Origin of the sequence: Candidatus Pantoea soli (assembly GCF_007833795.1) — a bacterium.
Classification (GTDB): domain Bacteria; phylum Pseudomonadota; class Gammaproteobacteria; order Enterobacterales; family Enterobacteriaceae; genus Pantoea; species Pantoea soli.
In genome coordinates, this window is the sequence record NZ_CP032703.1 from 331707 (window position 1) to 353099 (window position 21393).

At 60.7% G+C, this 21393-nt stretch carries 18 protein-coding genes; 5 read left to right on the forward strand and 13 right to left on the reverse strand.

What is annotated here, in order from left to right; all coding sequences use genetic code 11:
* The first annotated feature begins 2 nt into the window (after positions 1-2).
* Positions 3-335 carry a DMT family transporter gene (locus tag D8B20_RS18910; RefSeq protein WP_145891194.1) on the forward strand — a complete coding sequence of 111 codons (333 nt, stop codon included), beginning with the start codon at positions 3-5 and terminating at the stop codon, positions 333-335.
* Positions 336-410: 75 nt separating this feature from the next.
* Here the strand turns inward: D8B20_RS18910 and D8B20_RS18915 are convergent, their stop codons facing one another.
* The 5 genes from D8B20_RS18915 to D8B20_RS18935 form a co-directional block, all read right to left on the reverse strand.
* Positions 411-725 carry a DMT family transporter gene (locus D8B20_RS18915; protein WP_145891196.1) on the reverse strand — a complete coding sequence of 105 codons (315 nt, stop codon included), beginning with the start codon at positions 723-725 and terminating at the stop codon, positions 411-413.
* Between the two features lie 83 nt (positions 726-808).
* On the reverse strand, positions 809-1447 hold the full coding sequence (gene leuE / locus D8B20_RS18920) for a leucine efflux protein LeuE (protein ID WP_145891198.1): 639 nt from the start codon (positions 1445-1447) through the stop codon (positions 809-811).
* A 143-nt stretch (positions 1448-1590) separates the two neighbouring features.
* Positions 1591-2676 carry a mechanosensitive ion channel family protein gene (locus D8B20_RS18925; protein ID WP_186454467.1) on the reverse strand — a complete coding sequence of 362 codons (1086 nt, stop codon included), beginning with the start codon at positions 2674-2676 and terminating at the stop codon, positions 1591-1593.
* A gap of 305 nt (positions 2677-2981) precedes the next feature.
* Positions 2982-4154: a dienelactone hydrolase family protein gene (locus tag D8B20_RS18930; protein WP_145891202.1), complete on the reverse strand. Its 1173-nt coding sequence runs from the start codon at positions 4152-4154 to the stop codon at positions 2982-2984.
* A 198-nt stretch (positions 4155-4352) separates the two neighbouring features.
* The gene (locus tag D8B20_RS18935; RefSeq protein ID WP_145891204.1) at positions 4353-5681 is read right to left on the reverse strand and encodes a DUF4105 domain-containing protein; all 1329 of its coding nucleotides are present in this window, start codon (positions 5679-5681) and stop codon (positions 4353-4355) included.
* Positions 5682-6266: 585 nt separating this feature from the next.
* Between D8B20_RS18935 and D8B20_RS18940 the strand changes: the two genes are divergently transcribed.
* Positions 6267-7826, forward strand: coding sequence for an inorganic phosphate transporter (locus D8B20_RS18940; RefSeq protein ID WP_261388125.1), 1560 nt, complete (start codon positions 6267-6269; stop codon positions 7824-7826).
* Positions 7827-8053: 227 nt separating this feature from the next.
* On the opposite strand, the gene D8B20_RS18945 is transcribed toward D8B20_RS18940, so the two are convergent.
* Genes D8B20_RS18945 through D8B20_RS18970 form a run of 6 tightly spaced genes read right to left on the reverse strand, consistent with a single transcriptional unit; the run spans position 8054 to position 15820 of the window.
* Positions 8054-9250 (reverse strand): type III PLP-dependent enzyme, encoded by a 1197-nt coding sequence (locus D8B20_RS18945; protein ID WP_145891206.1) that lies wholly within the window; start codon positions 9248-9250, stop codon positions 8054-8056.
* Positions 9247-11004: an IucA/IucC family protein gene (locus tag D8B20_RS18950; RefSeq protein WP_145891208.1), complete on the reverse strand. Its 1758-nt coding sequence runs from the start codon at positions 11002-11004 to the stop codon at positions 9247-9249. The genes D8B20_RS18945 and D8B20_RS18950 overlap by 4 nt, the downstream gene beginning before the upstream one ends.
* A complete protein-coding gene (locus D8B20_RS18955; RefSeq protein ID WP_145891210.1) occupies positions 10979-12142 on the reverse strand; it encodes an MFS transporter in 1164 nt (387 codons plus the stop codon). Before D8B20_RS18955 ends, D8B20_RS18950 begins: the two co-directional genes overlap by 26 nt.
* The gene (locus D8B20_RS18960) at positions 12142-13854 is read right to left on the reverse strand and encodes an IucA/IucC family protein (RefSeq protein ID WP_145891212.1); all 1713 of its coding nucleotides are present in this window, start codon (positions 13852-13854) and stop codon (positions 12142-12144) included. Before D8B20_RS18960 ends, D8B20_RS18955 begins: the two co-directional genes overlap by 1 nt.
* Entirely contained in the window at positions 13851-15020 is a 1170-nt protein-coding gene (locus tag D8B20_RS18965) for an ATP-grasp domain-containing protein (protein ID WP_145891215.1), read from the reverse strand. The genes D8B20_RS18960 and D8B20_RS18965 overlap by 4 nt, the downstream gene beginning before the upstream one ends.
* A gap of 32 nt (positions 15021-15052) precedes the next feature.
* Complete coding sequence (locus D8B20_RS18970) at positions 15053-15820, reverse strand: HpcH/HpaI aldolase family protein (RefSeq protein ID WP_145891217.1); 768 nt, start codon at positions 15818-15820, stop codon at positions 15053-15055.
* 284 nt (positions 15821-16104) lie between these two features.
* Here D8B20_RS18970 and D8B20_RS18975 point away from each other — a divergent pair, with 284 nt between their 5' ends.
* Positions 16105-17220 carry an ABC transporter substrate-binding protein gene (locus D8B20_RS18975; protein WP_145891219.1) on the forward strand — a complete coding sequence of 372 codons (1116 nt, stop codon included), beginning with the start codon at positions 16105-16107 and terminating at the stop codon, positions 17218-17220.
* Between the two features lie 40 nt (positions 17221-17260).
* Here D8B20_RS18975 and D8B20_RS18980 read toward each other — a convergent pair whose 3' ends face one another.
* Entirely contained in the window at positions 17261-19327 is a 2067-nt protein-coding gene (locus D8B20_RS18980; protein ID WP_145891221.1) for a TonB-dependent receptor family protein, read from the reverse strand.
* Positions 19328-19361: 34 nt separating this feature from the next.
* On the opposite strand from D8B20_RS18980, the gene D8B20_RS18985 reads away from it, so the two are divergent.
* The gene (locus tag D8B20_RS18985; RefSeq protein ID WP_145891223.1) at positions 19362-19631 is read left to right on the forward strand and encodes a hypothetical protein; all 270 of its coding nucleotides are present in this window, start codon (positions 19362-19364) and stop codon (positions 19629-19631) included.
* Between the two features lie 22 nt (positions 19632-19653).
* Here D8B20_RS18985 and D8B20_RS18990 read toward each other — a convergent pair whose 3' ends face one another.
* On the reverse strand, positions 19654-20628 hold the full coding sequence (locus tag D8B20_RS18990) for a GlxA family transcriptional regulator (RefSeq protein ID WP_145891225.1): 975 nt from the start codon (positions 20626-20628) through the stop codon (positions 19654-19656).
* 113 nt (positions 20629-20741) lie between these two features.
* Between D8B20_RS18990 and D8B20_RS18995 the strand changes: the two genes are divergently transcribed.
* Positions 20742-21383 (forward strand): HD domain-containing protein, encoded by a 642-nt coding sequence (locus D8B20_RS18995; RefSeq protein WP_145891227.1) that lies wholly within the window; start codon positions 20742-20744, stop codon positions 21381-21383.
* Positions 21384-21393: the final 10 nt, after the last annotated feature.

Consider the following 21393-nt stretch of genomic DNA (forward strand, 5'->3'; position numbering starts at 1 on the left):
GCATGAACGGCTATCTTTTTCTGGCAATTGCCATTCTGGCAGAGGTGATCGCCACCACCTCAATGAAAGCGATGGCGGGCCTGAGTAAACCATTGCCATTGGTTCTGGTGATCGGCGGGTACGCGGTGGCTTTCTGGATGCTCTCGCTGGTGGTCCAGACGTTGCCGGTCGGCGTTGCCTACGCCACCTGGGCTGGACTGGGGATTGTTCTGGTGAGCGTGGCGTCCTATGTGCTTTACGGGCAAAAGCTGGATCTGGCCGCGCTGGCCGGTATGGGGCTGATTATTGCGGGTGTGGTGGTGATGCAGCTGTTTTCAAAAACGGTGGGGCATTGACAGCCGCGGGCAGTTAATCTCCCGGTCGTGCTGCGCCGGGAGGGGCTGACGCCGGACTGGCTAAGGCGAGCGGCGCTACGGCGCCAGTTTCATCATGACCAGGCCGGCCACGATAAACACTGCCGCAGCAATACGCAGCGGGCTGGCGGATTCTCCCAGCCACCACCATCCGGCCAGAAAGGATCCCACCGCCCCGATGCCGGTCCAGAGGGGATAGGCCGTGCCCAGCGGCAGCGAACGCATCGCCCAGGCGAGCATGACAAAACTCGCCACGACCGCCACCAGCGTGATGGCGGCATAGAGCGGCCGGGTGAAACCCTCAGACATTTTCATGGTAAAGGCCCACACCACTTCCAGTAATCCGGCCGCAATCAGCAGAATCCATGCCATCAGGTTAACTCCTCTGTTTTCCCGCTCGTCCAGCAAGGCTGAAGTGCGACGCCGGTTGTCCTGAATAGCGCCGGTTAACCGCATCAGCCCTGCGCGCTGACCAGCCGCACGGCAAAGCCAAAGAACAGCATGCCGGTCAGCACATTCGCCAGTTTCACCAGTCGCGTGCGGCTGCGCAGGAAGCGTACCATCATCGCACCGGCCAGCAGCAGCAGCGTGTAATAGCTGAAGCTGATGAGCTGAATCAGCATACCCAGCAGTGCAAACGCGGGCGCGGTATGGGTCACCGCCGGGTCAATAAACTGAATGAAAAACGACACGTAGAATAGAATCGCTTTCGGATTAGTGACGCCAAGCAGCAGCGCGCGCAGAAAATAGTTCTCCTGTTTTACCGGCTCAGCAGGGGATGTGCTGCCGCGCTGGCGCAGCGAACCAATAATAATTTTCGCGCCAAGATAGAGCAGGAACATCGCGCCGAGGTATTTCACCAGCATAAAAATATGCGGGCTGGTGCGGATCAGCGTTGCCACCCCCGCCCAGGCGAGAAAGATTAGCACCAGGTCACCGAGCATCACGCCTGCGATGGCGCGGCTCGCCGCTTTGGCGCCGCGGCCCATGCCGGTGCGCAACACATACAGGCTGTTGGGGCCTGGTAATAAAATAATCACCAGCGCACCCGCCAGGAAAGTCCACAAATTGATAATGCCGGCATCATGAAACATTACTGCTCTACCCCATGCCCTTCCGGCCCGTATCTGGCCGGAAAGCGTTGATTCTTAATAAAGGAAATGAACGAAGTCCGCGCAGCCATCCCGCTGCGCGGCGCGGCAGATAATAGCAGCTCCTGCCGGCCGCTGTCGCGGCTTTAGCGGTCAGCCGGTGCCTCCGGTCGTTCAGCCTCATCCAGGCTGGCCCGAAAGCGCGGCAGGCTCTGCGGGTAGTTCTGCTGCACAAACTCAATCATTTTTTCCCGCACGTAGCAGCGCAGATCCCACGCGGTGGGTGAATTTTGCGCCGTCATCAGCAGGCGAATGGTCATGGTTTTTTCACTGGTGTCGGTCACCTGCAGTACCTGCGTTTCGCGATCCCAGAGTTTGGTTTCACTCAACACGGTTTCAAAATGCTGACGCAGCGGCGCCAGCGGCATCGAGTAGTCAAGATAGAGAAACACAGAGCCCAGTATCTGCGCGTTGTTACGCGTCCAGTTCTGAAACGCGTTTTCGGTAAAGTAGGTAATGGGCAGCACCAGCCGGCGCAAGTCCCAGAGGCGCACCACCACATAGGTGAGGTTGATCTCCTCGATCCAGCCCCACTCCTTTTCCACCACCACGGCATCGTCAATTTTGATCGGCTGGGTAAAGGCAATCTGGATACCGGCAAACAGGTTAACCAGGGTTTTCTGCAGCGAAAAACCAATGATGATACCCGCCACGCCCGCACCGGCCAGAATAGTGGTCCCAAATTTCCGCACGCCGGGAAAACTCAGCAGAATCATCGACAGGCCCAGAATCACAATCAGCACGATGGCGATCTTCTTCACGTACATTAACTGGGTGCGGATTTTGCGCGCGCGCAGATTATTGGAAAGATTGATGTCATAACGGATAAACAGCATATCCTGCGCGACGTTGATCAGACGAATCAGCACCGAACAGACGGAAAGAATAATAAAGATATTCAGCGTTGTGGTGATGAAATAGAGCGCATTCGGGCGGATGTTGATGTAGTTGAACCCGGCGTTAATCAATATCAGCGGCAGAAACAGAAACAGCGAACCGCGCAGATGCTTTTCCAGCGATTTAAACAGTTTTTTGTCACGGCTCTGCTCATAGCGCACAAACCGCAGAATAATAAATCTCGCCAGAAACCCCACGGCGAATGACAGCGTGACCAGCAATACCGCGGGCACCCACACCGGTGCACCAGAGAGTTCACTAATAACTAACGGCATCATTTTCCCTTATGTTAAGGCAACCCTTCCCGTTGCCTGATGAGTGACAACGCAGTAACCGTTATTCGCCGGTTAGCTGCGGATGACAGCATGTCGCACATCAGTTTATGAAAAAGGCGGGCAACCCGCCTAGTCAGGGAGAGAAAAACTGCCGGGCGCACAGACGGTGCCCGGCCTGCGGCGGCAGGCGCGATGCGGCTCGCTTCGCGGGCGGCGCGGCAGGATGCTGGCGGAGGTGTTGAGGCTGCTTACCTGACCGCTCAGGGTTTCCCTCTGTGGCTCAGGTCATGTTGTCCGGCCGCGTTCTAACGCGCCACAACGTTATTATTGATGGCGTAAACCGCGCAGGGTTGCCGCGCATCCTGCTGATGCTTCAGGCAGTGTTGTTGTGCTAATGCCGCAGCTTCGCCGGTGGTGCGTGCCCAGTAAGCGATGCCCCAGTCCCCGTGATCATCCGTTGCAAAGGCTTTCTCATCGCGTTGCGCAGAGGCATATTCCCTGAACGCTGCCGCCCCCGCCGCGTTATTGATGGTGTGGGGTAACGGCATTGGCTTCATGCTGACAGCCACTTTCGCTTCAACAGGCAGCCCCTGTTTACGCAGAAAGTCTGCCACCTGCGGCCACCAGAATGCTTCCGGCGCAGAATCCATAAACACATGACCATTGTCACCATAAGGTGGCATCACGATAAAACGGGCCAGGCCACCTGCCGATGTATACGCCTTAACAAAAGCCTGGCCGGTCTGCGGCGAGAACAATTTGTCATTTTGCGAATAGAGCCACAGTGAAGGAATACGGGTTGCGCGCCCCATCGCGCTAAAGGCAGCTAACAGGCCGGTTTCATCACACAACGCGCCTCCGCCGGCGGCCCCTCTGCCCCCGTCAAAATTGATAATCGCCTGAACGCCGGCGGGATGCCCGGCAGCGGCGGCCAGCACACCAAATCCGCCGGCAGACATCCCGGCAAGAACGGTGGTATGGGGCGAGGCCCAGGGCTGCTGCCTGATGGCGTTGAGCGCGCCCAGCAGATCCGCCGTGTCTTTTTGCCGTGCCAGAGAATGTTGCGGATGCGTACAGGTTCCGCCTGTGTACTCTGCGCCGCCGCTTGAATAGCCATACCCTTCCCGCAACACCACCACTGCGGCATAGCCGTGACGGGCAAAAGCCAGGGCGGTGCCGGACATGCGATTCGGGTTCAGTTCCCAGCGATCGAATGCCGCGTTGCCGGTGGTGCCGTTCGTGATCAGCGCCACAGGCCAGCGTTCAGGGCCGTCAGGCCGGGTGACAAAGGCGTCCAGTAACGCCGGCTGACCGTCTGGCAACGTGATTTGCAGCATCAGGGGTTCACGGATGAGGCCAGGGAACTGCTGATTATCGCGTGCAGAAATCGCTGCAACACTCAGCTTACTGCCGGTGAGCGCGGCGCAGAGCAAAAACAGCAGCCCGCGCAGGGTCGGGGTTACAGACGATGAAAACACGCTTTCCAGCCTCGTTGACTGCAGGGAATTCAGGCAAGGTAGCGCGTTAGCGTGGCGGTTAATATAGCGTCAGTAAGACTATTGTTTATCGATTTATTTCACCACCACCTCTGCATAACGCGGCAGAGATCGGCGGTGAAAAAGCGCGAAGCGCGCCAGGCACATTCCGCCGGAGCGAAGCCACCCTCCTGAGCGCACTCAGCGGCCCGGCGCCGGTTTTTTCCGTGCAGAGGCGGTAATAAGGCTAAGCAGCAGCGTACGATAGCGGTGATAGCGCTGCGCCGGTGCCAGCACGCGCCGCAGCAGCAGGCAGTAGTCCATCACCAGACCCGGCGTCCACGTCATGCCTTCCGCGCGACTGCGCACTAAGCTTAATAACCAGAAATCCGGATTCAGCAACACCAGCAGGCCCAGCATGCCGCGCGTGCCGAGCAAGCCTTCTGTCGCCACATCCAGCGCTTCGATCACGCTGGTCGAGCAGTTACGTGAAGTCAGGTTATACCGGGTGTGCGCATGATGCTGGCGCCAGTAATTGCGCAGCGCGGTCTGGTTATAGTGCGTCAGCGTCAGGCGCTTGTCCGGTCGGCACCAGGCTTTAATCTCATGCTCCAGCGAAGGCAGGAAGCTGCCCTCTACGTCAAACTCCTCTTTCGCGCGCAGGGTTTGCAGGAAACTGCGGAAATCCCGTGACACATCGTCCGCCGGATAAAGGCTGATATAGATCTCTTCGCCCATCTCCAGCGAGGTATGGCCGGTTGACACCTTGCCGTGGTGATCGATCGCCGCGACCCAGCGATCAAACCACGGCCGGCGGCCCACCACATCCCCGGAGCCCACCGGCGTCCAGATATAGATTGTCAGCGGCTCCGCCGGAAGCGCGTTGTCCAGTGGCGGATGCGCATAGTTCAGTCCGTGCGGCGCACGCAGCCCCTTGCGGGTAAACAGCGGTAAGCCGGTCACGCTGCTGTTCTCCGGCAGCGCGTGGATCTGCCGTGCCATACTCAGCAGGTTGAGACTCCAGCCCGCCAGCAGCAGAGCAAAGCACAGCGGCAGAATCACATGCGGCGCCAGCGGCCAGTGCGTCACAATCATCACGCTGAACAGCATTTCCGCGCCGCCCAGCAGCAGTTTGCGCGTCCAGCGACGGCAGCGCATCAGACAGCAGGCGATAATGCGAAAGCCGCCATCCAGTAAGAAAATCAGGGCAAAGCCCCACGAAACACAGCCGCTGTTGTCGTGTGAGGCGAGAAAAACCGCCACGCCCGCCAGGACCAGCCCGGCCGCTTTGGCCAGCAGAGCCCAGGCCATGCCGCGTCTGACCGGAAAAGCGTGAAACGCTTCCATGATCCCTTCCAGTACCAGCAGCGCCCCCAGCACATGCAGCGGAAAAGATAAGTGTCCGTGCTGCAGTAAATCCCAGGTAATGCCCAGGCTGGCCGCCGCGCAAAGGGCACTCAGCGCCAGCAGATAGCCCCATCCGGCCCGTAACGCCGGTCCGCCCATCAGCAAAAACAGTAATCGCAGCAAAGGAACTCTCCACACAAATTGCACAGTGCAGTACGCCATCTGTAGATGCCGGTTACGGGCAGAGGTTCGCCCGTCGTAGCACAATCGTTTCTTCGTTTACAGATGGTTTGACTACAGCCGCATCTTACGCGGCAAAGATTAAATCAGGCTTAAGTGTGAGCAGAATGTGGCGGCGCGTTAACGGCGGTCAGCGTGCCGCGCGGTGACGCCAGCGTGACCTGCATAAGCGCAACGGTGGGTTTCCTGGCGCTGGCTGGCGCTGCTGGGGCGCTGTCAGCAGCCTGCAGGCCGCCGTAGCGCCGTGCGCCACCGGTTTTAAGATAATTGCCAGCGGGCGTTTCTTCGTCTTAACAATCAGGCGATTAAGTCAAATGCTGCGACTCATCCGGCGGGCTGCACAAGCAGATTGCAGCCGTATGACGCTTTTTTGACAACGCTGTCATAAATCTTTCACAAATCCTTTATATGTTAGTCGCCCTAATCGTTGTGCTTATGCTGCCTTCGCGATCAACAGGAAGAATTTTAATGAGTGACTCTCTCAACGTCCCGCCGGCTCACGTTTCTGCACCGGGCGTAGCGTCCGGGATGACCGCCCGCAACACATCCCGTCTGCGCCCCCCTATGCTGTTCATCGCGCTGATTCTGCTTGGGCTGGTATTTGCCGGCAGTAAACTGGCGGAGGATATACAGCAGTCCGGCCTCACCCTCAGCGGTCTGCTGCCGCTGATGTTGCTGGCGGTGGCCCTGCTGGCCGCGCTGGGATTTGAGTTCGTCAATGGTTTTCACGACACCGCGAATGCGGTCGCCACCGTTATCTATACCCGTTCCCTTTCGCCCACGGTGGCCGTGGTGCTCTCTGGCCTGTTTAACTTCCTCGGCGTTTTATGCTCCTCCGGTGCGGTCGCCTTTGGCATGATGTCGCTGCTGCCGGTGGAGCTGATTGTCCAGACCGGCAGCCATGAAAGTTTTGTGATGATTTATGCCCTGCTGTTTTCAGCCATCCTCTGGAATCTGGCGACCTGGTGGCGTGGACTGCCCGCCTCCTCATCCCACACGCTGATCGGCGCGATTATTGGCGTCGGCGTTGCACATGCCGTGTCACAGGGCCGCAGTGCGCTGAGCGGGGTTAACTGGGGTCAGGCACTGAACATCGGCAATGCGCTGCTGCTTTCACCGGTAGTGGGCTTTGCCTGCGCGGCACTGCTGCTGCTGGCGATCAAGCGACTGGTGAAATCCCCGGCGCTCTGCCAGACCGCCAGCGCACAGGCGGCGCCTTCCCGCTGGATTCGCGGCCTGATGATTCTCTCCTGCAGCGGCGTCTCTTTTGCGCACGGATCGAATGACGGGCAGAAAGGCATGGGCTTAATCATGCTGATTCTGATAGCGGCCTTGCCGGTGACCTATTCACTGAACCGCACGCTGACGGAGGGCGACAGTGCACAAATCGTGACGCTGTCACACAAAGCACAGCAGCAGCTGGAGGCACTGGCACCGGTTGGTGTTGTGGAGGATGCCCGGGCGGTGCTGACGACCTACCTGCAAACCGGTGAACCCGATCCCCGCGTGCTGCCTGCGCTGGCGCAGCTGACTGGCACAGCGGGCGACACCCTGGCCCGCTACGGATCGCTGAGCCAGCTGCCTGCCGATCGGGTCGCCGGCGTGCGTAATGCCCTGTACCTGAGCGCGGAAACCATTAAACGTCTGCAGGCGGACAACACGTTGCAGCTGCCGGCGGCAACCGCGCAAACCCTGCAGGCGCTGCGCAAAGCGCTGGAAGGTGCGACCCGGTTCATTCCGGCATGGGTCAAAATCGCCGTCGCGCTGGCGCTGGGGCTCGGTACGCTGGTCGGCTGGCGTCGCATCGTCAGCACACTGGGCGAGAAAATTGGCAAAGCGCCGCTGAACTACGCCCAGGGCGTCAGCGCTCAGCTGGTGACCATGGGCACCATCGGCGCAGCCAGTGGATTTGGCCTGCCGGTATCGACCACTCACGTGCTCTCCTCCGGCATTGCCGGCACCATGGCGGCGAACCGCAGCGGCCTGCAGCTCAGCACGCTGCGTAACATGGTGCTGGCCTGGGTGCTGACGCTCCCGGCGGCGGCCCTGCTTTCCGCCACGCTTTACTGGCTTTTTTCCGCGCTTTAATGATGATTGCAACAGGGATAACAAAAATGTCTTCACACTCAACGGAACCAACTGCATTACCCATCTGCTGCAGCAGGTGCCTTATGAAGCGGCGGAGTGCGAGAAAGTCACGCTGCCCGCGCGTATTCACCACGCGGGCTATGTGCGTCATCCGGTCCCTGACACGATGCGGGTGCCGGACTGCTGCGCCTGGCAGGTGCGCAGTCCTAAACCTGGGGGTGCGCCGTTCAGGCAGAAGCCGCGTCATCGTCCAGCCAGAATACCTCCGGCGGGCTGTGCATCAGGAAGTTCTGATGGGAAATATTCCACGCATAGGCGCCGGCCAGACTGAACACCAGCCAGTCGCCCGGTGCCAGCGCGGCGACCGGCTGCTGTCGTGCCAGCACATCTTTCGGCGTACAGAGCTGTCCGACCAGCGTCACCGGCTGGTCGCGCAGCCAGGGTTCATTCTGCGCGCGGCGCAGCACGCTGAACGGATGATTGTGACTCTGCGCCGCCGGCGTGCGGAAATGGTGCGTACCGCCGCGGCCGATGGCAAACCACTCGCCGAGATTCTTTTTCACATCCAGCACTTCCATCACGTAATAGCCGCAGGCGGCCGTCATAAACCGGCCGCACTCAAAGCGCAGGGTCCAGCCGTGCGCCTGGCTGCGCTGGGTGATATCGGGTAAGCGCTGACAGAACTGTGACCAGTCAAAGTGACATTCCGGCTGCTGGTAGTTGATACCGATACCGCCACCAACATTGATCAAATCAATGGTCAGCTGCCAGCGCTGGCACCAGTCATGCACTTTATCAAGGTAAAGGCGTATCAGCGCCAGGTGGTTATCGACGTCCAGCTGGTGAGACATCAGGTGAAAATGAAAACCACGCAGCCTGATGTGCGGCGATGCCGCTATGGCGCGCAGGGCGGCGGGCAGCTCCTGTTCATCCAGCCCGAAAGGCGTGGGTTTCCCGCCCATCATCAGACGCGTGCCGCCGATGCCCTCCAGCGCAATATTCATCCGCAGCAGCACCGCGACCGGCTGGCCGCTGCGGCGGGCCACCGCCTGCAGACGGTTCAGCTCCGTCAGGCTTTCCACGTGCAGCACTTCTACGCCCTGCTCAATTGCCTGCGCCAGTTCGCTCTCCAGCTTGCCCGGCCCGCCAAAAATCAGCGGCTTGTCCGCTACCTGCTGGCGCAGCCAGTTCAGCTCCCCGCCGGATGCCGCTTCAAAGCCGTCCACGTCGGCGCTCAGCGTACGCAGGATCGCCGCTTCCGGGTTAGCTTTGGCGGCATAGAAGAGTTCACATCCCGGCGGTAAGGCGCGGCGCATGGCCTGGGTGTGCTGGCGCAGCGCCGTCAGATCGTAAACATAGGCACAAAAAGGTTCGGTGCGCTGCTGTTGTAACTGCTGAAGTTTGTGTAATACCTGCGGGGTCACGGCTGGCTCCTTAGCGGATGCTGCATCAGGGTGTAATCGGCATGCCGATCGGCTTTCTGCATCAGGCGGGTTTTCAGGTTATTTTTGGAAGGCAGCGTGCCGCCCGCCAGCACAGCAGCGATTTCCGGCTGCGTCCGCCAGCGTGTCAGCTGCTGTGCCAGCACATCCCACAGCTGCTGTTCCAGCGTCCGGTCGCCATCCGCCAGGCGGAACAGCGTTTCGGAGAGATGGTTAACCAGCAGGCAGTAGGCAACCCGGCACCAGCCCTGCTCGCGGCTGTACCACACCGACTGCCGTGCCCGGTCTGACATCCCGGCCAGATCCGCTTCGCGCCAGCGTTCAGTGGTGAGTTTGGTGCCTTCCAGATCGCGCACCCATACGGCCACCGGCAGATGATCCTCCAGCGCCAGCAGCACATTCTGCAGATGCGGCTCAAACACCAGCCCTTCGGCGAAAAAGGCCTCCAGTACGCCAGGCAGCAGCACCTCAAGATAGTGCGTCAGCCATAACCGGCTGGCCTGTGCTTGCGTAAGCCCGCGCGCCTGCGCCAGCTGGCGGATTATCGCCTGCAGTGGGCTGTGTCCCGCGTGATCAAGAGCAAACAGCGAGGCAGCCAGCCACGGTTGCGCATCGTGCAGGTTTTCACGGTACAGAATGCCAAAGCACTCCTGCAGATGGCGCACTTCTTCGGCTTCATCAGCGCGTGCCAGCGATGAGAAATCCAGGCTGCTGGCCGCCGGCTCACGCATGATGCGGAACCCTGGCGTCTGCGTTTCAAGCCGGGTAAATGCCCCCTTCAGTCGCTGATTCAGCGCAACCGCGCTTTCCAGTTCATACCAGGCATTTTTACGCACGCAGTTGGTCAGCCGGACGTGAATGGAGCATTTCAGGTAATAGGGTAAATCGGCGCGCCAGAGCGTGCGTACCGACGAGGTTGCGGCAAACGCCGGCCCGGTTTCGCCGAGCGGCGTAATCAGCCCGGCGTCACGGGCGCGGGCATACAGCGGCGAATCCATGATATGGCGCGCTTCCCACGGGTGGCAGGGATAGCAGTTTTCGCCCTGCAATCCTGCCAGCATGTCTTTGATCGGTGCGCTGCCGCGCACCTGCAACAGCGAGGGATCGATGCGGAACCAGAACAGCGGAAAGCGTGCAGAAACCTCCGGTGAGCAGGCCAGCAGCGCCTGTGGCGTCACGCCCTGACGGCTTTTCGGGCTGGGATGCATCGGATGGCCCCACAGCAGACTCTCTTCGCTGCGGATATAGCTGTGCGTGGTGGCCGGTGGCGGCAGCTGCTGCAGGAATGCGGTCATCACCTGCACGCTGTTTTCAATCTGCTGCTGCAGCTCCTGATTTGGCTGCTGGCCACTTTCGCGCATCATCACATGCACCAGCAGCGCTATTGCTTCGCTGCAGGGTACAGCGCGCCACGGCGTGCCAAACTGCTTGATAAAAGGCGAACCGCTGTAATCACCGCGATCCAGCAGGCTCCAGCGGGTGGCGCGCAGCGCCAGCAGCGTCTCCCCGTTGACATCCAGCGACAGCAGCACCACGTCGCCACTCACCACCCGGCTGGCGAGCGACAGCGGAATATTGCCCTGTCGCGCCAGGCGCACGCGCCCTGCCGGGCGGGCAAACTCGCGGATGTAGCAGTTGAGCAGCGCCGTCAGCGCGGCAAACTCTGCCTGCTCACGCTGCAGTGGCCGTTTCGCGGCCGTCAGCGGATGTTCACGAACTGCGAGTGATACGGACATAACCTGATCCTCGTAAAGATGAAGTAACAAAGATGAAAACGGCCATCACTGCGGCCAGGGCGGACGCCAGATACGGCGTCTGCAACGTGGTATGCGCCACCAGCCAGCCCGCGCTGAGTCCGGCCGCCACGCCGGCCCATTTCCCGGCGGCGTCAATTTGACCGAACTGCTTTCCGGCGCTGTGCTGGCGGATGGCGTTGCTCAGCAGCTGATTGGCACCGCTATAGGCCAGCAGCATGCCGAGACCAAAAAGGGTGCGCGCCGCCAGCAGCGCGGCAGGCGTCTCCAGCCGCGTGTGCCATAGCGCCGCCAGCGCCAGCAGCAGCATGCCCGGCGCAAACCACAGGCCGCGTCCGGGCAGGCGATGCCACAGCGGCAGCAGCAGCAGATAAATCAGATGCGGCCAGCTGTAAAACACGCCAACGATCACCGGCTGATGCAGCCAGTGCGCGGCATAAGGCAGGAAATAGGGAAAGGTCACCACCATGGCGAAATTGAACAAAAATTGCATCAGCCACAGCGGCCACAGCGGCGCGGCCTTTTCGGCCGGTGCTCCCCGGGCAGAGCTCCGTGTTTGTGACGGCGTCACCTCATCCAGCAACCGTAACGACAGCAGCAGCCCGGCGAGTGGCAGCAGCGCCAGCCCCAGCCACAGGCGCTGGCCGATATGCGGCAGCACCATCAGCACGGCGCCCATCAGCGGCGGTGCGCTGAGCAGCGCCAGACGGGCAGAAAACTGCGTCCAGTTCAGCGCTTTTGCCAGCGCATCGCCGTGCAGATACTGCGACAGGTAGCCATTGGCGGCCGCCAGCGTGCCGCCGGCCAGCCCCTGCAGCGCCAGTGCCAGCACCAGCCACGGCAGCGAGGGCGCGGCCCCCGCCAGCAGAAACGCCAGCGTCAGGCCGGCCAGCGCACGCTGCAGCGACAGCCGCCGGCCGTAGCGATCGGCAAAGCGTCCCCACCCGCTGGCGGAAAGCGCCGTCATCACCGCTGGCAGGCTGAACAGCACGCCGGCCCACGGGCTCTGTTCAGCCAGGCCAAACGCCTGCAGCAGCCGCGGCAGATAGAGCGGAACGCCCAGTACGGTAAATGCCGCCAGAAAGTGACAGGCCAGCACCACCACCAGCGTGCTGCGCATCAGTTGCTCTCCCGCTGCAGGAAGTTAGGGCCGCTCTGACCGTAAAACTTGTTGATGTCTGCCGCGCCGGAGGCCTGTTTACTCAGCAGGCTGCCGCTCAGCAGCAGGTACTTCACCGGCTGCGTCGGTGACGCAAACAGCTGCTGCCGGGCGTAAGCGGTCTCCACCCCTTCGCGCGCCAGCCGATCCAGGGTGTTTTCCAGCGCCTGGCGCAGCGTGGCGTAGCCCGCTTCGCGTTCCAGCACCCCGGCCGCGGCCAGACTCTCCAGCACTGCGGCCTGGCAGAGTTGCAGGGTGATGGTAATGAACATCTGCGCCAGCGCGGACTCCTCCTGCACGCAGATACGCGCATCGCGCAGCTGCGATAAACGCGTTGCCAGCTGCGGGGCAGCAGCGGCAAAGCGGGACGGCAGAATCCGTGCGGCGTCATTATCTTTCATGACCAGCGTCAGCGGTTCGCCTGGGGTCATGCTCAGCACCGCGTTCTGCTGGTTGGACTCCAGGGCGATGCCGTAGCGCAGCCACAGGGTCAGATGCACATCGGCCATCAGCTGGCAGTAGTCGCGCCACCAGCAGGCAATATCCGGCATACCCGGCTGCGCCAGCAGTGCGCTGAGATAAAGCCGCCCGTCGGGTAAGGTGCTGCCCAGCGCCGCCACCGGCAGCAGCGTTTCGCCGGGGCGGGCGGCCGGATAGCGGCGCAGCAGAAACGCCAGCTGCTTGTCTTCCGCCACATGGCCGCAGAAGCGCTCATCAACGTGACGGTAGCGGTCCTGCAGCAGGCTATCCTCCCGGCCAATCGCCGTCAGCACATCGGCAAACCACTGGCCGTCATACAGGGTGGAGGGTTTAATCAGCCGGATGTTTTTCTGCCCGAGCGTGCGCATGGTGAGCGGCACTTTCAGGTGATCGCCCGGCCACGCTTTCAGCTGCACGGTGCGCACCGAGAGCGTGGGATAGACATCCAGCCAGGCTTCCGGCGCGATCGCCGCCCCGGCGGGCAGCGCGCTGAGATGACGCAGCGTCAGCGGATGCACCGGGATCAGCGCGTGGTGCCGGTACAAGTCTTCATCAAGCCCCACCTGCTGCGGCTGCGGCCACCAGTCAGGCCGGGCGGCGGCATCGGTCAGCGTCAGGCTCTCGGCCGGCAGCGCCAGCCAGCGCAGCCTGAACGACTGACAGAATTCCGGCGCATACGCGCGCAAATCCGCCTCGCTGAAGCCAAACTTGGCGCGCGCCGTCGGGTAATAAGGGTGATCAAGGAAACTGGCCAGCTGGTCAGCATGTCGCAGTCGCTCTCCCCAACTCATACTGGCAGGCGGGCGCAGCAGCGCCTCGCGCTGCCCGGCAAACGCAGCGGCGCACAGTTCGCCCTGTGCCACGGCGGCATCGGCCTCCTCTTTGTAGGTGGCAAACAGCTGACGCGTCTCCTCCTGCTGATCCGGCATCAGGGCACGCAGCCAGGCGGCATAGCCGCTTTGCGTCGCCCAGCCATCCGCCGTCTGCACCTGCCACACCGGCGACACCGCACGCCAGCGCTGCATATAGTCACTGGCTCGCACCGCCAGCCGCAGGATGACGTCACCGTTGCGGTACTGCAGCCATGTCTGATCGGCCGTCGTTGTGATATCGGCGCGGCTAATCACGCCGCTGACATCTTCCCGCAGGCAGGTATCAATAATGCGCAGGGTAATGTAGTCATGCTGGTTCATGGTGCAATCTCCCATTGCAGGCTGGCAAGGGTCGCGGCATAGCGCTGCTGCAGCTGTTCGCGGTGCTCCGCTTCCAGATAGATCACGCCGAGGTAATCTTTATTGGAGTGGGTGATCGTGACCGCCTCGCCCTGCGCTCTCAGCGGACGGTAGCGCAAACCGGGGGCGGGTTGAGGCTGCGGGGCCTGCTGCAGCACGCCGCTCTGCTGCGCCACCACATAGTGAATCAGCGCCTCGCCCGCGGCCGGCTTCACCGGCGGCAGCGGCTGGCCCAGATGCAGCTGTAAAATCGGGGTGAACCAGCCGCCCGGCAGCAGGCGATCCAGCAGAAATTCGCGGCCGTCACCAATGCTGCGATAGTTAATTTCCACCAGCACCGGGCCATTTTCCGTGACAATAAATTCACTGTGGCAGACGCCAAAACCCACGCCAAAGGTGCGCAGCTGGGCCAGCGCCTGCTGCTTCCAGCGCGTGCTCTGCTCGCCGCTCCAGCGCGCCGCCATTTCCACAAAGTGCGGCGGCGGCGAGAGCTCGACATCAAACCCGCCGACCGCTACGACTTCATTGCCGTCCCCCAGCGTTTCCAGGGTAAACAGCGGGCCGGACATAAAGGCTTCAGCCAGCAGCGTCTGGCGCACCGGCAGCTGCGCCAGATACGCTTCACAGCTGGCGCGATCGTGCACCAGTCGCACATCCATTGATGCCACGCCCTGGCCGGGCTTCACCACCAGCGGCCACGGCCAGTCATCCTGCGGCGTGGTATCGGGCAGCAGCGGCGTTGACCACACGGAGGGCAGCCCCAGCGTTTGCAGGCGCTGGCGCATGCGCCATTTCTCTTTCGCGGCATAGCAAATCTGCCACGGCTTTGCAGGCAGCCCGAGCGCACTGGCCGCTATGGCGGTGGCAGTTTGCAGATGGTCGCTGTTAGAGAACAGCGCGGCGGGCGTGATACCCCAGCCGGTCAGGACATCCAGAATCGACAGCGGATTAAAGACATCGCACTCAATGACGCGCACGCTGGCGTCCAGCGCCTGATTGTGCGCCATGGCATGATCGGTCAGCACCACGACCGGGTAACCCAGCTGCTGAGCGGCGGGGATAAAACCTTCGATCACTGCCGCATTCACGACGTGACTAATGATCACATAGGGCTTGTGGTTGAGCATGGAAGTACCTGTTGCATTGTCGTAACGAAGGATTAAGAAGAGGAAAGTTCGTGCAGCCGCTGCTGCAGCGTACGGAACAGAAAACCGCGATCTTCGCCGCACAGCCAGCAGTCAATGCCCTGTTCACGCCAGCGGAGGCGCTGCTCCGGTGTGCGTGGATTGGCGCAGAAGCGTTTGCCCGCTGCGGCACAGCGGCTGGCCAGCAGGTGGAGTTGCGCTTCCACCTCGGGATGCGTGGGCTGCGGGCCCAGCTGCATACTCATGGCCAGATCCAGCGCGCCTTCCATCACCAGCGTGACCTGCGGAATACGCAGAATGCTGTCGATGGCCGCCACGCCGTCTGGCGTCTCAATCATTGGCACCAGCCACAGCCGTTCGTTGGCCTGGCGGATATATTCCGCCAGCGGCAGCGTGCCGAAGCCGGTAACGCTGCCGCCGGTGATACCGCGCGTCCCTGCCGGCGGGAAGAACATCGCGTCACGCAGTGCAGCAACCTGCTGCGCGCTCTCAGCGCGTGACAGCACAATGCCGTGCGCTCCCATGTCCAGCAGGCGTCCGGCACGCGGTATATCGTCCACGGTGATGCGCACCAGCGGTGCACAGTGATGCTGTTGTGCCAGCTGAATACACTGGCTGAGCAGGGTTTCGTTGTGCGGCAGATGCTCCAGATCCAGCAGCACAAAGTCATAACCGGCCGTGGCGATCATCTCGACTATCGTGGGATGCGGCACGGAGTTGAGCAGGCCAAACAGCGCAGGTTTCGTCTGCAACCGTTGTTCCGGCGAGGTCAGCGCGATCATAAAAATCCCTGTTTAGTAATGGTTATCATTTACATTATCATTACGATTAACTCAGGAATTTTCAAACCTTTTCATCCGTTTTGTTGAATAAATCCAGCGGGTGATGATTACGGATCTGGCGCAATCCAGGCGATAACGGCGAGAAAAGCGGATGATATCGCGTTGATCTTCCGATAAAATCCTGTAACTGCCCGCAGGGCGGACGAAATAAATTGTTACGGAAACTCAACGGCTGCTTATCAGGTCACGCGCCCGAAACCACGTCGCGTGTAAGGAAAGAAACTATGAAACGTAAAGGGTTAATCTGGCTGTTTGCCCTGCTATGGCCGCTGTGGAGCGCCGCGCAGCCGATCAGCGTAACGGATGTTGCCGGGCGGCACGTCACTCTGCCTGCTCCCGCGCAGCGCATCGTACTGGCTGACAGCCGCATGCTGCTGGCCATGAGCCTGCTGCATCCGGATGATCCACTGAAAGGCATTGTGGCATGGGACGACTCCCTGCAAACCCGCGCGCCGGATATGGGCCGCTTCTTTGCCAGCGCCTGGCCCCGGTTATCGAAGATTCCGGTGTTTATCAATCCTTATCGCAGCATGTTCAGCGTAGAACAAGCCACGACGCTGAAACCCGATCTGGTGGTGTTTGATATCGGCATTCTGCCGAAGCTGCAGAGTGAAGGCACCCTGCCACTGCTGGAGAAAAGCGGCATTCCGGTCATCTTCATCGATTTCCGCCAGCAGCCGCTGAAACACACGCCGGTCAGCCTGCGCCTGCTGGGTGCCGTCACCGGCGCGTCACCGCATGCGGAACGGTTTATTCAGCACTGGGAGCAGCTGCTGCAGCGCACCCGTCAGCGCGTAGCGGCAATCCCTGAAGATCAGTGGCCTGGTGTGGTCTTTGAGAATCATGCCGGGATGACCGGTATGGGCTGCTGCGCCGTGTTTGGCCGCAACAGTTTTGGTGCGTTCATTCCTGCCGCAGGCGGACGCAACCTGATGGCCGACAAGGTACCGCCCCAGGGTGCGGACATCAGCCCGGAACTGCTGATCGTGGCTCGACCGGATGTCTATCTGCTGAGCGGCGCAGACTGGAGCCAGCGCGGTTCGCCTTCTCAGGCCGTGCCGCTGGGGTATGACGCCACGCGCAGCAGCGCGCTGCCGCGTCTGCAGGCGCTGATGCAGCGGCCGATGGTGAGCGTACTGCCGGTGGCGCATAGCCCACGCGTAATGGCGATTTACCATCAGTTTTACGACAGCCCGTTCAACGTCATTGCGCTAGAGGCGATGGCAAAACTGTTCCATCCCCAGGCCTTCCGCGATGTTGATCCGCAGGCGGATCTCGAAGCGCTGTACCGGGATTACGCTGGCATCCCCTATCGCGGCCTGTTCTTTCTGCAGCCGTAAGCACAAAAAAAGCCCGTTCATCAGAACGGGCTGTTTGCGATCAGAACTTCAGGCTGACGCCAGCGGTAACCGAGCGCCCTGGAGCCGGCTGCCGTCCCCACGGGCTGGTGTCCACACCGCGGAACCAGTAATCCTTGTCGAACAGGTTATTGATGCCCACGTAGCCGTTCAGCACCGTATTGCCGGATTTATACAGATCGCGACTCACCTGCGCATTCCACACCCAGTAAGACGGCATTTCGCCCACCGAGCCGGTGCGGTTTTCACTGACAGTGTTGGCCGCATCGGTAAAGGATTTACTGAAGTAATATCCTGCCAGCGAGAAAGTGGTATCACGCCATTCGTAGCTGCCATCCAGCGTCAGCTGGGTGCGCGAGGCATACGGCACCTCCTTACCGCGGTTCACGCCATTACGCTGCTCGGCCTGCAGCCAGGCATAGCCCGCGTGCAGCTTTAACCCGTCCACCGCCGCCGGGCTCCAGAAACCTTCCAGCTCCACCCCCTGGTGACGGGTGCGACCGATATTGACATAGCTGTCAGAAACGCTGTTGTAGGAAATTTGATCTTTATAATCGATGCGGTAGAGACCCGCATGCAGGCTGAGGTTTTCGTTGGGGGTGTAGCGTACGCCGCTCTCATAGTTCCACGCCAGCTCCGAGCTGACATCGCCGCCCTTCACAATCTGCGTGACCTGAGCCGGGCGCAGGCTTTTCTGCATATCGGCATAAAGGAACCATTCCGGCGTCAGCTGATATCCTACCGTCAGGCCCGGCAGCCACTGCGTATCTGGCGCGGAGGTGCGCTGCCCGCTGGTTTTATCCACGTATTTTTCGCTGACGTTTTCGTAACGCATGCCCGGTGTGATGGTCAGCGTGTCGCCAAACAGCTTCACGGCGTTACTGATATAGCCGGCCCAGGCTTTGTCATCAAAGTCCCAGTTGCGCGTTACGGCAGTATTGCCGGTCGCCAGCGTCTGCTGCCGCACCTGATAATCCACCTCTTCGCGCACAAAACGGCCACCGATAATCCACTGCTGGTTCACGCTGTCGCCGTTGATATCCAGGCTAATGCGCGGTTCGGTGCCCCACACTTTAAAACTGCGCGGTGAGTTTTGCACAATATCGGCCGGCAGCGCCGGGTTGAAGTTTTGCCCGGGAACTTTGCTCAGGCCGACATGAAAATCACGATCGGATTCATGACCAAAGAACATCCAGTTAAATTCTGCTGAATCAATAAAGCCCAGCGATCCCAGCTGCTGGTTATAGACCGCGCTGTAGCGTTTGGTATGGCCGTCATAATCGTCTTCAGGACGCGTGCTCTGCCGGCGGTCGCGCAGATAATCTGCGGTAGAGAGCGCACCGGCCAGATCGGCATGCGCATCGTAATACTGATAAGAGAGGTTGAGCGTGGTGTCTTCGTTGATGTTCCACAGGCCACGCACGCGGAAGTTCTGCACTTTGCTGTCGCTGTGCTCGCGGAACGAACTGCCTTTTACCTGATTGGCTTCCACCTGCAGGCCAAAATCATCATTCAGCATGCCGCCGGTGCGCAGATAGGTATCCCACAGATTACGGCCTTTGCCGTAGAAGGTGGCACGCTCAGCGATTTCGTTTTCCCACTTGAGCGGGATCGGCTTGCTGATCAGGTTGATTACGCCGCCAACGTTGTTCGGTCCATATTGCACCGCCGCACCGCCGCGGACGACGTCAATGCGGTCAACCGTGGCAAACGTCACCGGAAACAGCGACATCCCTTCCTGACCATAAGGTGCCAGCACCAGCGGAATGCCATCCTCCAGAATCTGCGCCCGGCCGCTGCGGCTGTCATACAGGCCGCGCACCGCAATCTGCGGTAGCACACCGGTGCCGGTTTCATCCTGAATTTTGACGCCGGGCACGCGCTGCAGCGCATCATCCAGCGTGCGGTTCGCCCCTTTTTCCAGCTGTTCATTGCCGATCACCGTCCGGCTGCCCGCCCAGCTTTTCACCTCTTCCGCGCGCGAGTCGCCCAGAATATTACCGGAAACCACCATCGTCTCATCGGCAGCCCAGGCGCACTTTCCGGCCAGCATCACGGCCAGCGCCGTCGCTATCTTGGTATATTTCATCTTCAACCCTGAATGATAATGTAAGCAATTCGTAATGATTTTGAGAAACATTACCATTATCATACAAAAGTTTAAATTCCCTTTTCCCGCCTGCTGCCCGGTCGGGCAGCCAAACGTGACCCTGCCCGCCAGCCTTCTCGCCGCAATAAACGCAGCGCTGGCGCGACCTGAACCGCCGCAGCGGGTGATAATCCCCTGCCGGCATCACTTTTTGTCAAATTTTCTGACCATCATAGTGAATTTTTTTGCTGAATTAACAGATTCACCGCTTGTTCGCCACAGCAGCGAAGCGAGCGGCTGCTGAACCCGGTAACAGAATCTGCCGGTTACGCCTTTTCTGCGGCGGCGCGGAACAGACGGCGATACAGCGACGGCGTGGTGCCGGTAAGCCTGATAAAAGCACGTCGCATCACATCCGGGCTGCGATAGCCGCAGGCCGCCGGAATGGCTTTAAGCGGCAGTTCACCGCTTTCCAGCAGCGCCCGGGCTTTTTCAATGCGTGCCTGTTCCAGCCATGCGCCCGGCTGCATCTGCATCTCTTCAGCAAAGACGCGCGCCAGATGCCGGGTGCTCAGATTCATATGCGCGGCTAAATCCTCCACGCCGTCGATTTCCGCCAGATGGGCCAGCGCCCAGCGCTGCATGGCCTGCAGGGCGCTGCGCCCGCCCAGCGAGATCTGCTGCTTACGCATGAAATGTCCCTGATTAACCGGGCGCTGGAAAAACATCACCAGATTCGCAGCGACCGCCTGCGCCACCTCGCTCCCCAGATCCTCTTCTACCAGTCGCAGCGCCAGATCCAGCCCGGATGTCACCCCCGCCGCGGTACGCAGCGGGCCGTCCGCCACGTAGAGCGCATCCGCCTCCACGCGGGCATCGGGCAGCATGGCGGCCAGCTGTTCGGCACAGGCCCAGTGAGTGGTGACTTTTTTACCGTTCAGCAACCCGGTTTGCGCCAGCAACAGCGCGCCGCTGCACACCGAGCCATAGCGCTGACTCTGCTGGCACAGCGTCACCACCGCCGCCTGCTGTGCAGCGCTGAGCTGGCGCTCGCTGGCATCCGGCGCACCGGCCAGCAGGAAGGTATCCGCACGGTGCAGGCTGGCGTCGTCCAGGCACAGATCGGCCAGCAGCTGCACACCGGAGGAGCACACCACCGTACGCTGTTCCAGCGCCATAACGCTGAGCTGATACACGCGCCGCTGCAGTTGCCGGTTCGCCTCAGCAAACACATCCAGCGGGCCGGAGATATCAAGAAGCTGTGCGCCCGGCACTGCCAGCAGCGTGATCTGATGTTTCATCTCTGTTTGCCGTCCCGATTCATCGCTATGTCTCTATTCGTCGCTAAACGTTTATTTAAGACATTGTGTCGCCGTTTTATGCTGAACGCAACTTCACCACAAGGAGCAACAAGATGAGTTTTACCATTAACGGTATTCGTATTCCGGACAGCAAAATGGCGCGCGACGCGACCGCACTGGTGCGCGATCTGGAATCCGACCTCTTATTTCACCACTCCAGCCGGGTTTACTACTGGGGTGCGCTGGCCGGGCAGCGGCTTGGCCTGAAGGTCGATGCGGAACTGCTGTATGTGGGCTGCATGTTCCATGATGTCGGCCTGACGGAAACCCACTGCAGCTGTGACAAGCGGTTTGAAGTTGATGGAGCCAATGCGGCGCGCGATTTCCTGCAAAGCTACGGCGTGGAACAGGCGGAGATTGATAAAGTCTGGACGGCGATCGCGCTGCACACCACGCCGGGTATTCCGCAATTCATGGCACCGGAAATTGCGCTGGTCACTGCCGGGGTGGAAATGGACGTGCTGGGCATCAACTATGATCAGTTCAGCGAGGCGCAGCGCAGCGCCGTGACGGCACAGCACCCGCGTCCAGCGGCGTTTAAAGAGGAGATTATTGCGGCCTTTTATGCCGGCATCCGGCATAAACCGGACACCACCTTCGGTAATGTAAAAGCGGATGTGATCGCCGATAAGCAGCCGGACTTCACGCCGCTGAATTTCTGCCGCGTCATCCGTCAGTCGCCGTGGGCAGGTTAAGCGCGCGCTT

What these genes read in the sequence shown, in the direction of transcription:
- D8B20_RS18910 (WP_145891194.1), top strand. Translation starts at nt 3, where the DNA reads ATGAACGGCTATCTTTTTCTGGCAATTGCCATTCTGGCAGAGGTGATC.
- D8B20_RS18915 (WP_145891196.1), bottom strand. Translation starts at nt 725, where the DNA reads ATGGCATGGATTCTGCTGATTGCGGCCGGATTACTGGAAGTGGTGTGG.
- leuE (WP_145891198.1), bottom strand. Translation starts at nt 1,447, where the DNA reads ATGTTTCATGATGCCGGCATTATCAATTTGTGGACTTTCCTGGCGGGT.
- D8B20_RS18925 (WP_186454467.1), bottom strand. Translation starts at nt 2,676, where the DNA reads ATGCCGTTAGTTATTAGTGAACTCTCTGGTGCACCGGTGTGGGTGCCC.
- D8B20_RS18940 (WP_261388125.1), top strand. Translation starts at nt 6,267, where the DNA reads ATGACCGCCCGCAACACATCCCGTCTGCGCCCCCCTATGCTGTTCATC.
- D8B20_RS18950 (WP_145891208.1), bottom strand. Translation starts at nt 11,004, where the DNA reads ATGTCCGTATCACTCGCAGTTCGTGAACATCCGCTGACGGCCGCGAAA.
- D8B20_RS18955 (WP_145891210.1), bottom strand. Translation starts at nt 12,142, where the DNA reads ATGCGCAGCACGCTGGTGGTGGTGCTGGCCTGTCACTTTCTGGCGGCA.
- D8B20_RS18960 (WP_145891212.1), bottom strand. Translation starts at nt 13,854, where the DNA reads ATGAACCAGCATGACTACATTACCCTGCGCATTATTGATACCTGCCTG.
- D8B20_RS18965 (WP_145891215.1), bottom strand. Translation starts at nt 15,020, where the DNA reads ATGCTCAACCACAAGCCCTATGTGATCATTAGTCACGTCGTGAATGCG.
- D8B20_RS18970 (WP_145891217.1), bottom strand. Translation starts at nt 15,820, where the DNA reads ATGATCGCGCTGACCTCGCCGGAACAACGGTTGCAGACGAAACCTGCG.
- D8B20_RS18975 (WP_145891219.1), top strand. Translation starts at nt 16,105, where the DNA reads ATGAAACGTAAAGGGTTAATCTGGCTGTTTGCCCTGCTATGGCCGCTG.
- D8B20_RS18980 (WP_145891221.1), bottom strand. Translation starts at nt 19,327, where the DNA reads ATGAAATATACCAAGATAGCGACGGCGCTGGCCGTGATGCTGGCCGGA.
- D8B20_RS18985 (WP_145891223.1), top strand. Translation starts at nt 19,362, where the DNA reads ATGATTTTGAGAAACATTACCATTATCATACAAAAGTTTAAATTCCCT.
- D8B20_RS18990 (WP_145891225.1), bottom strand. Translation starts at nt 20,628, where the DNA reads ATGAAACATCAGATCACGCTGCTGGCAGTGCCGGGCGCACAGCTTCTT.
- D8B20_RS18995 (WP_145891227.1), top strand. Translation starts at nt 20,742, where the DNA reads ATGAGTTTTACCATTAACGGTATTCGTATTCCGGACAGCAAAATGGCG.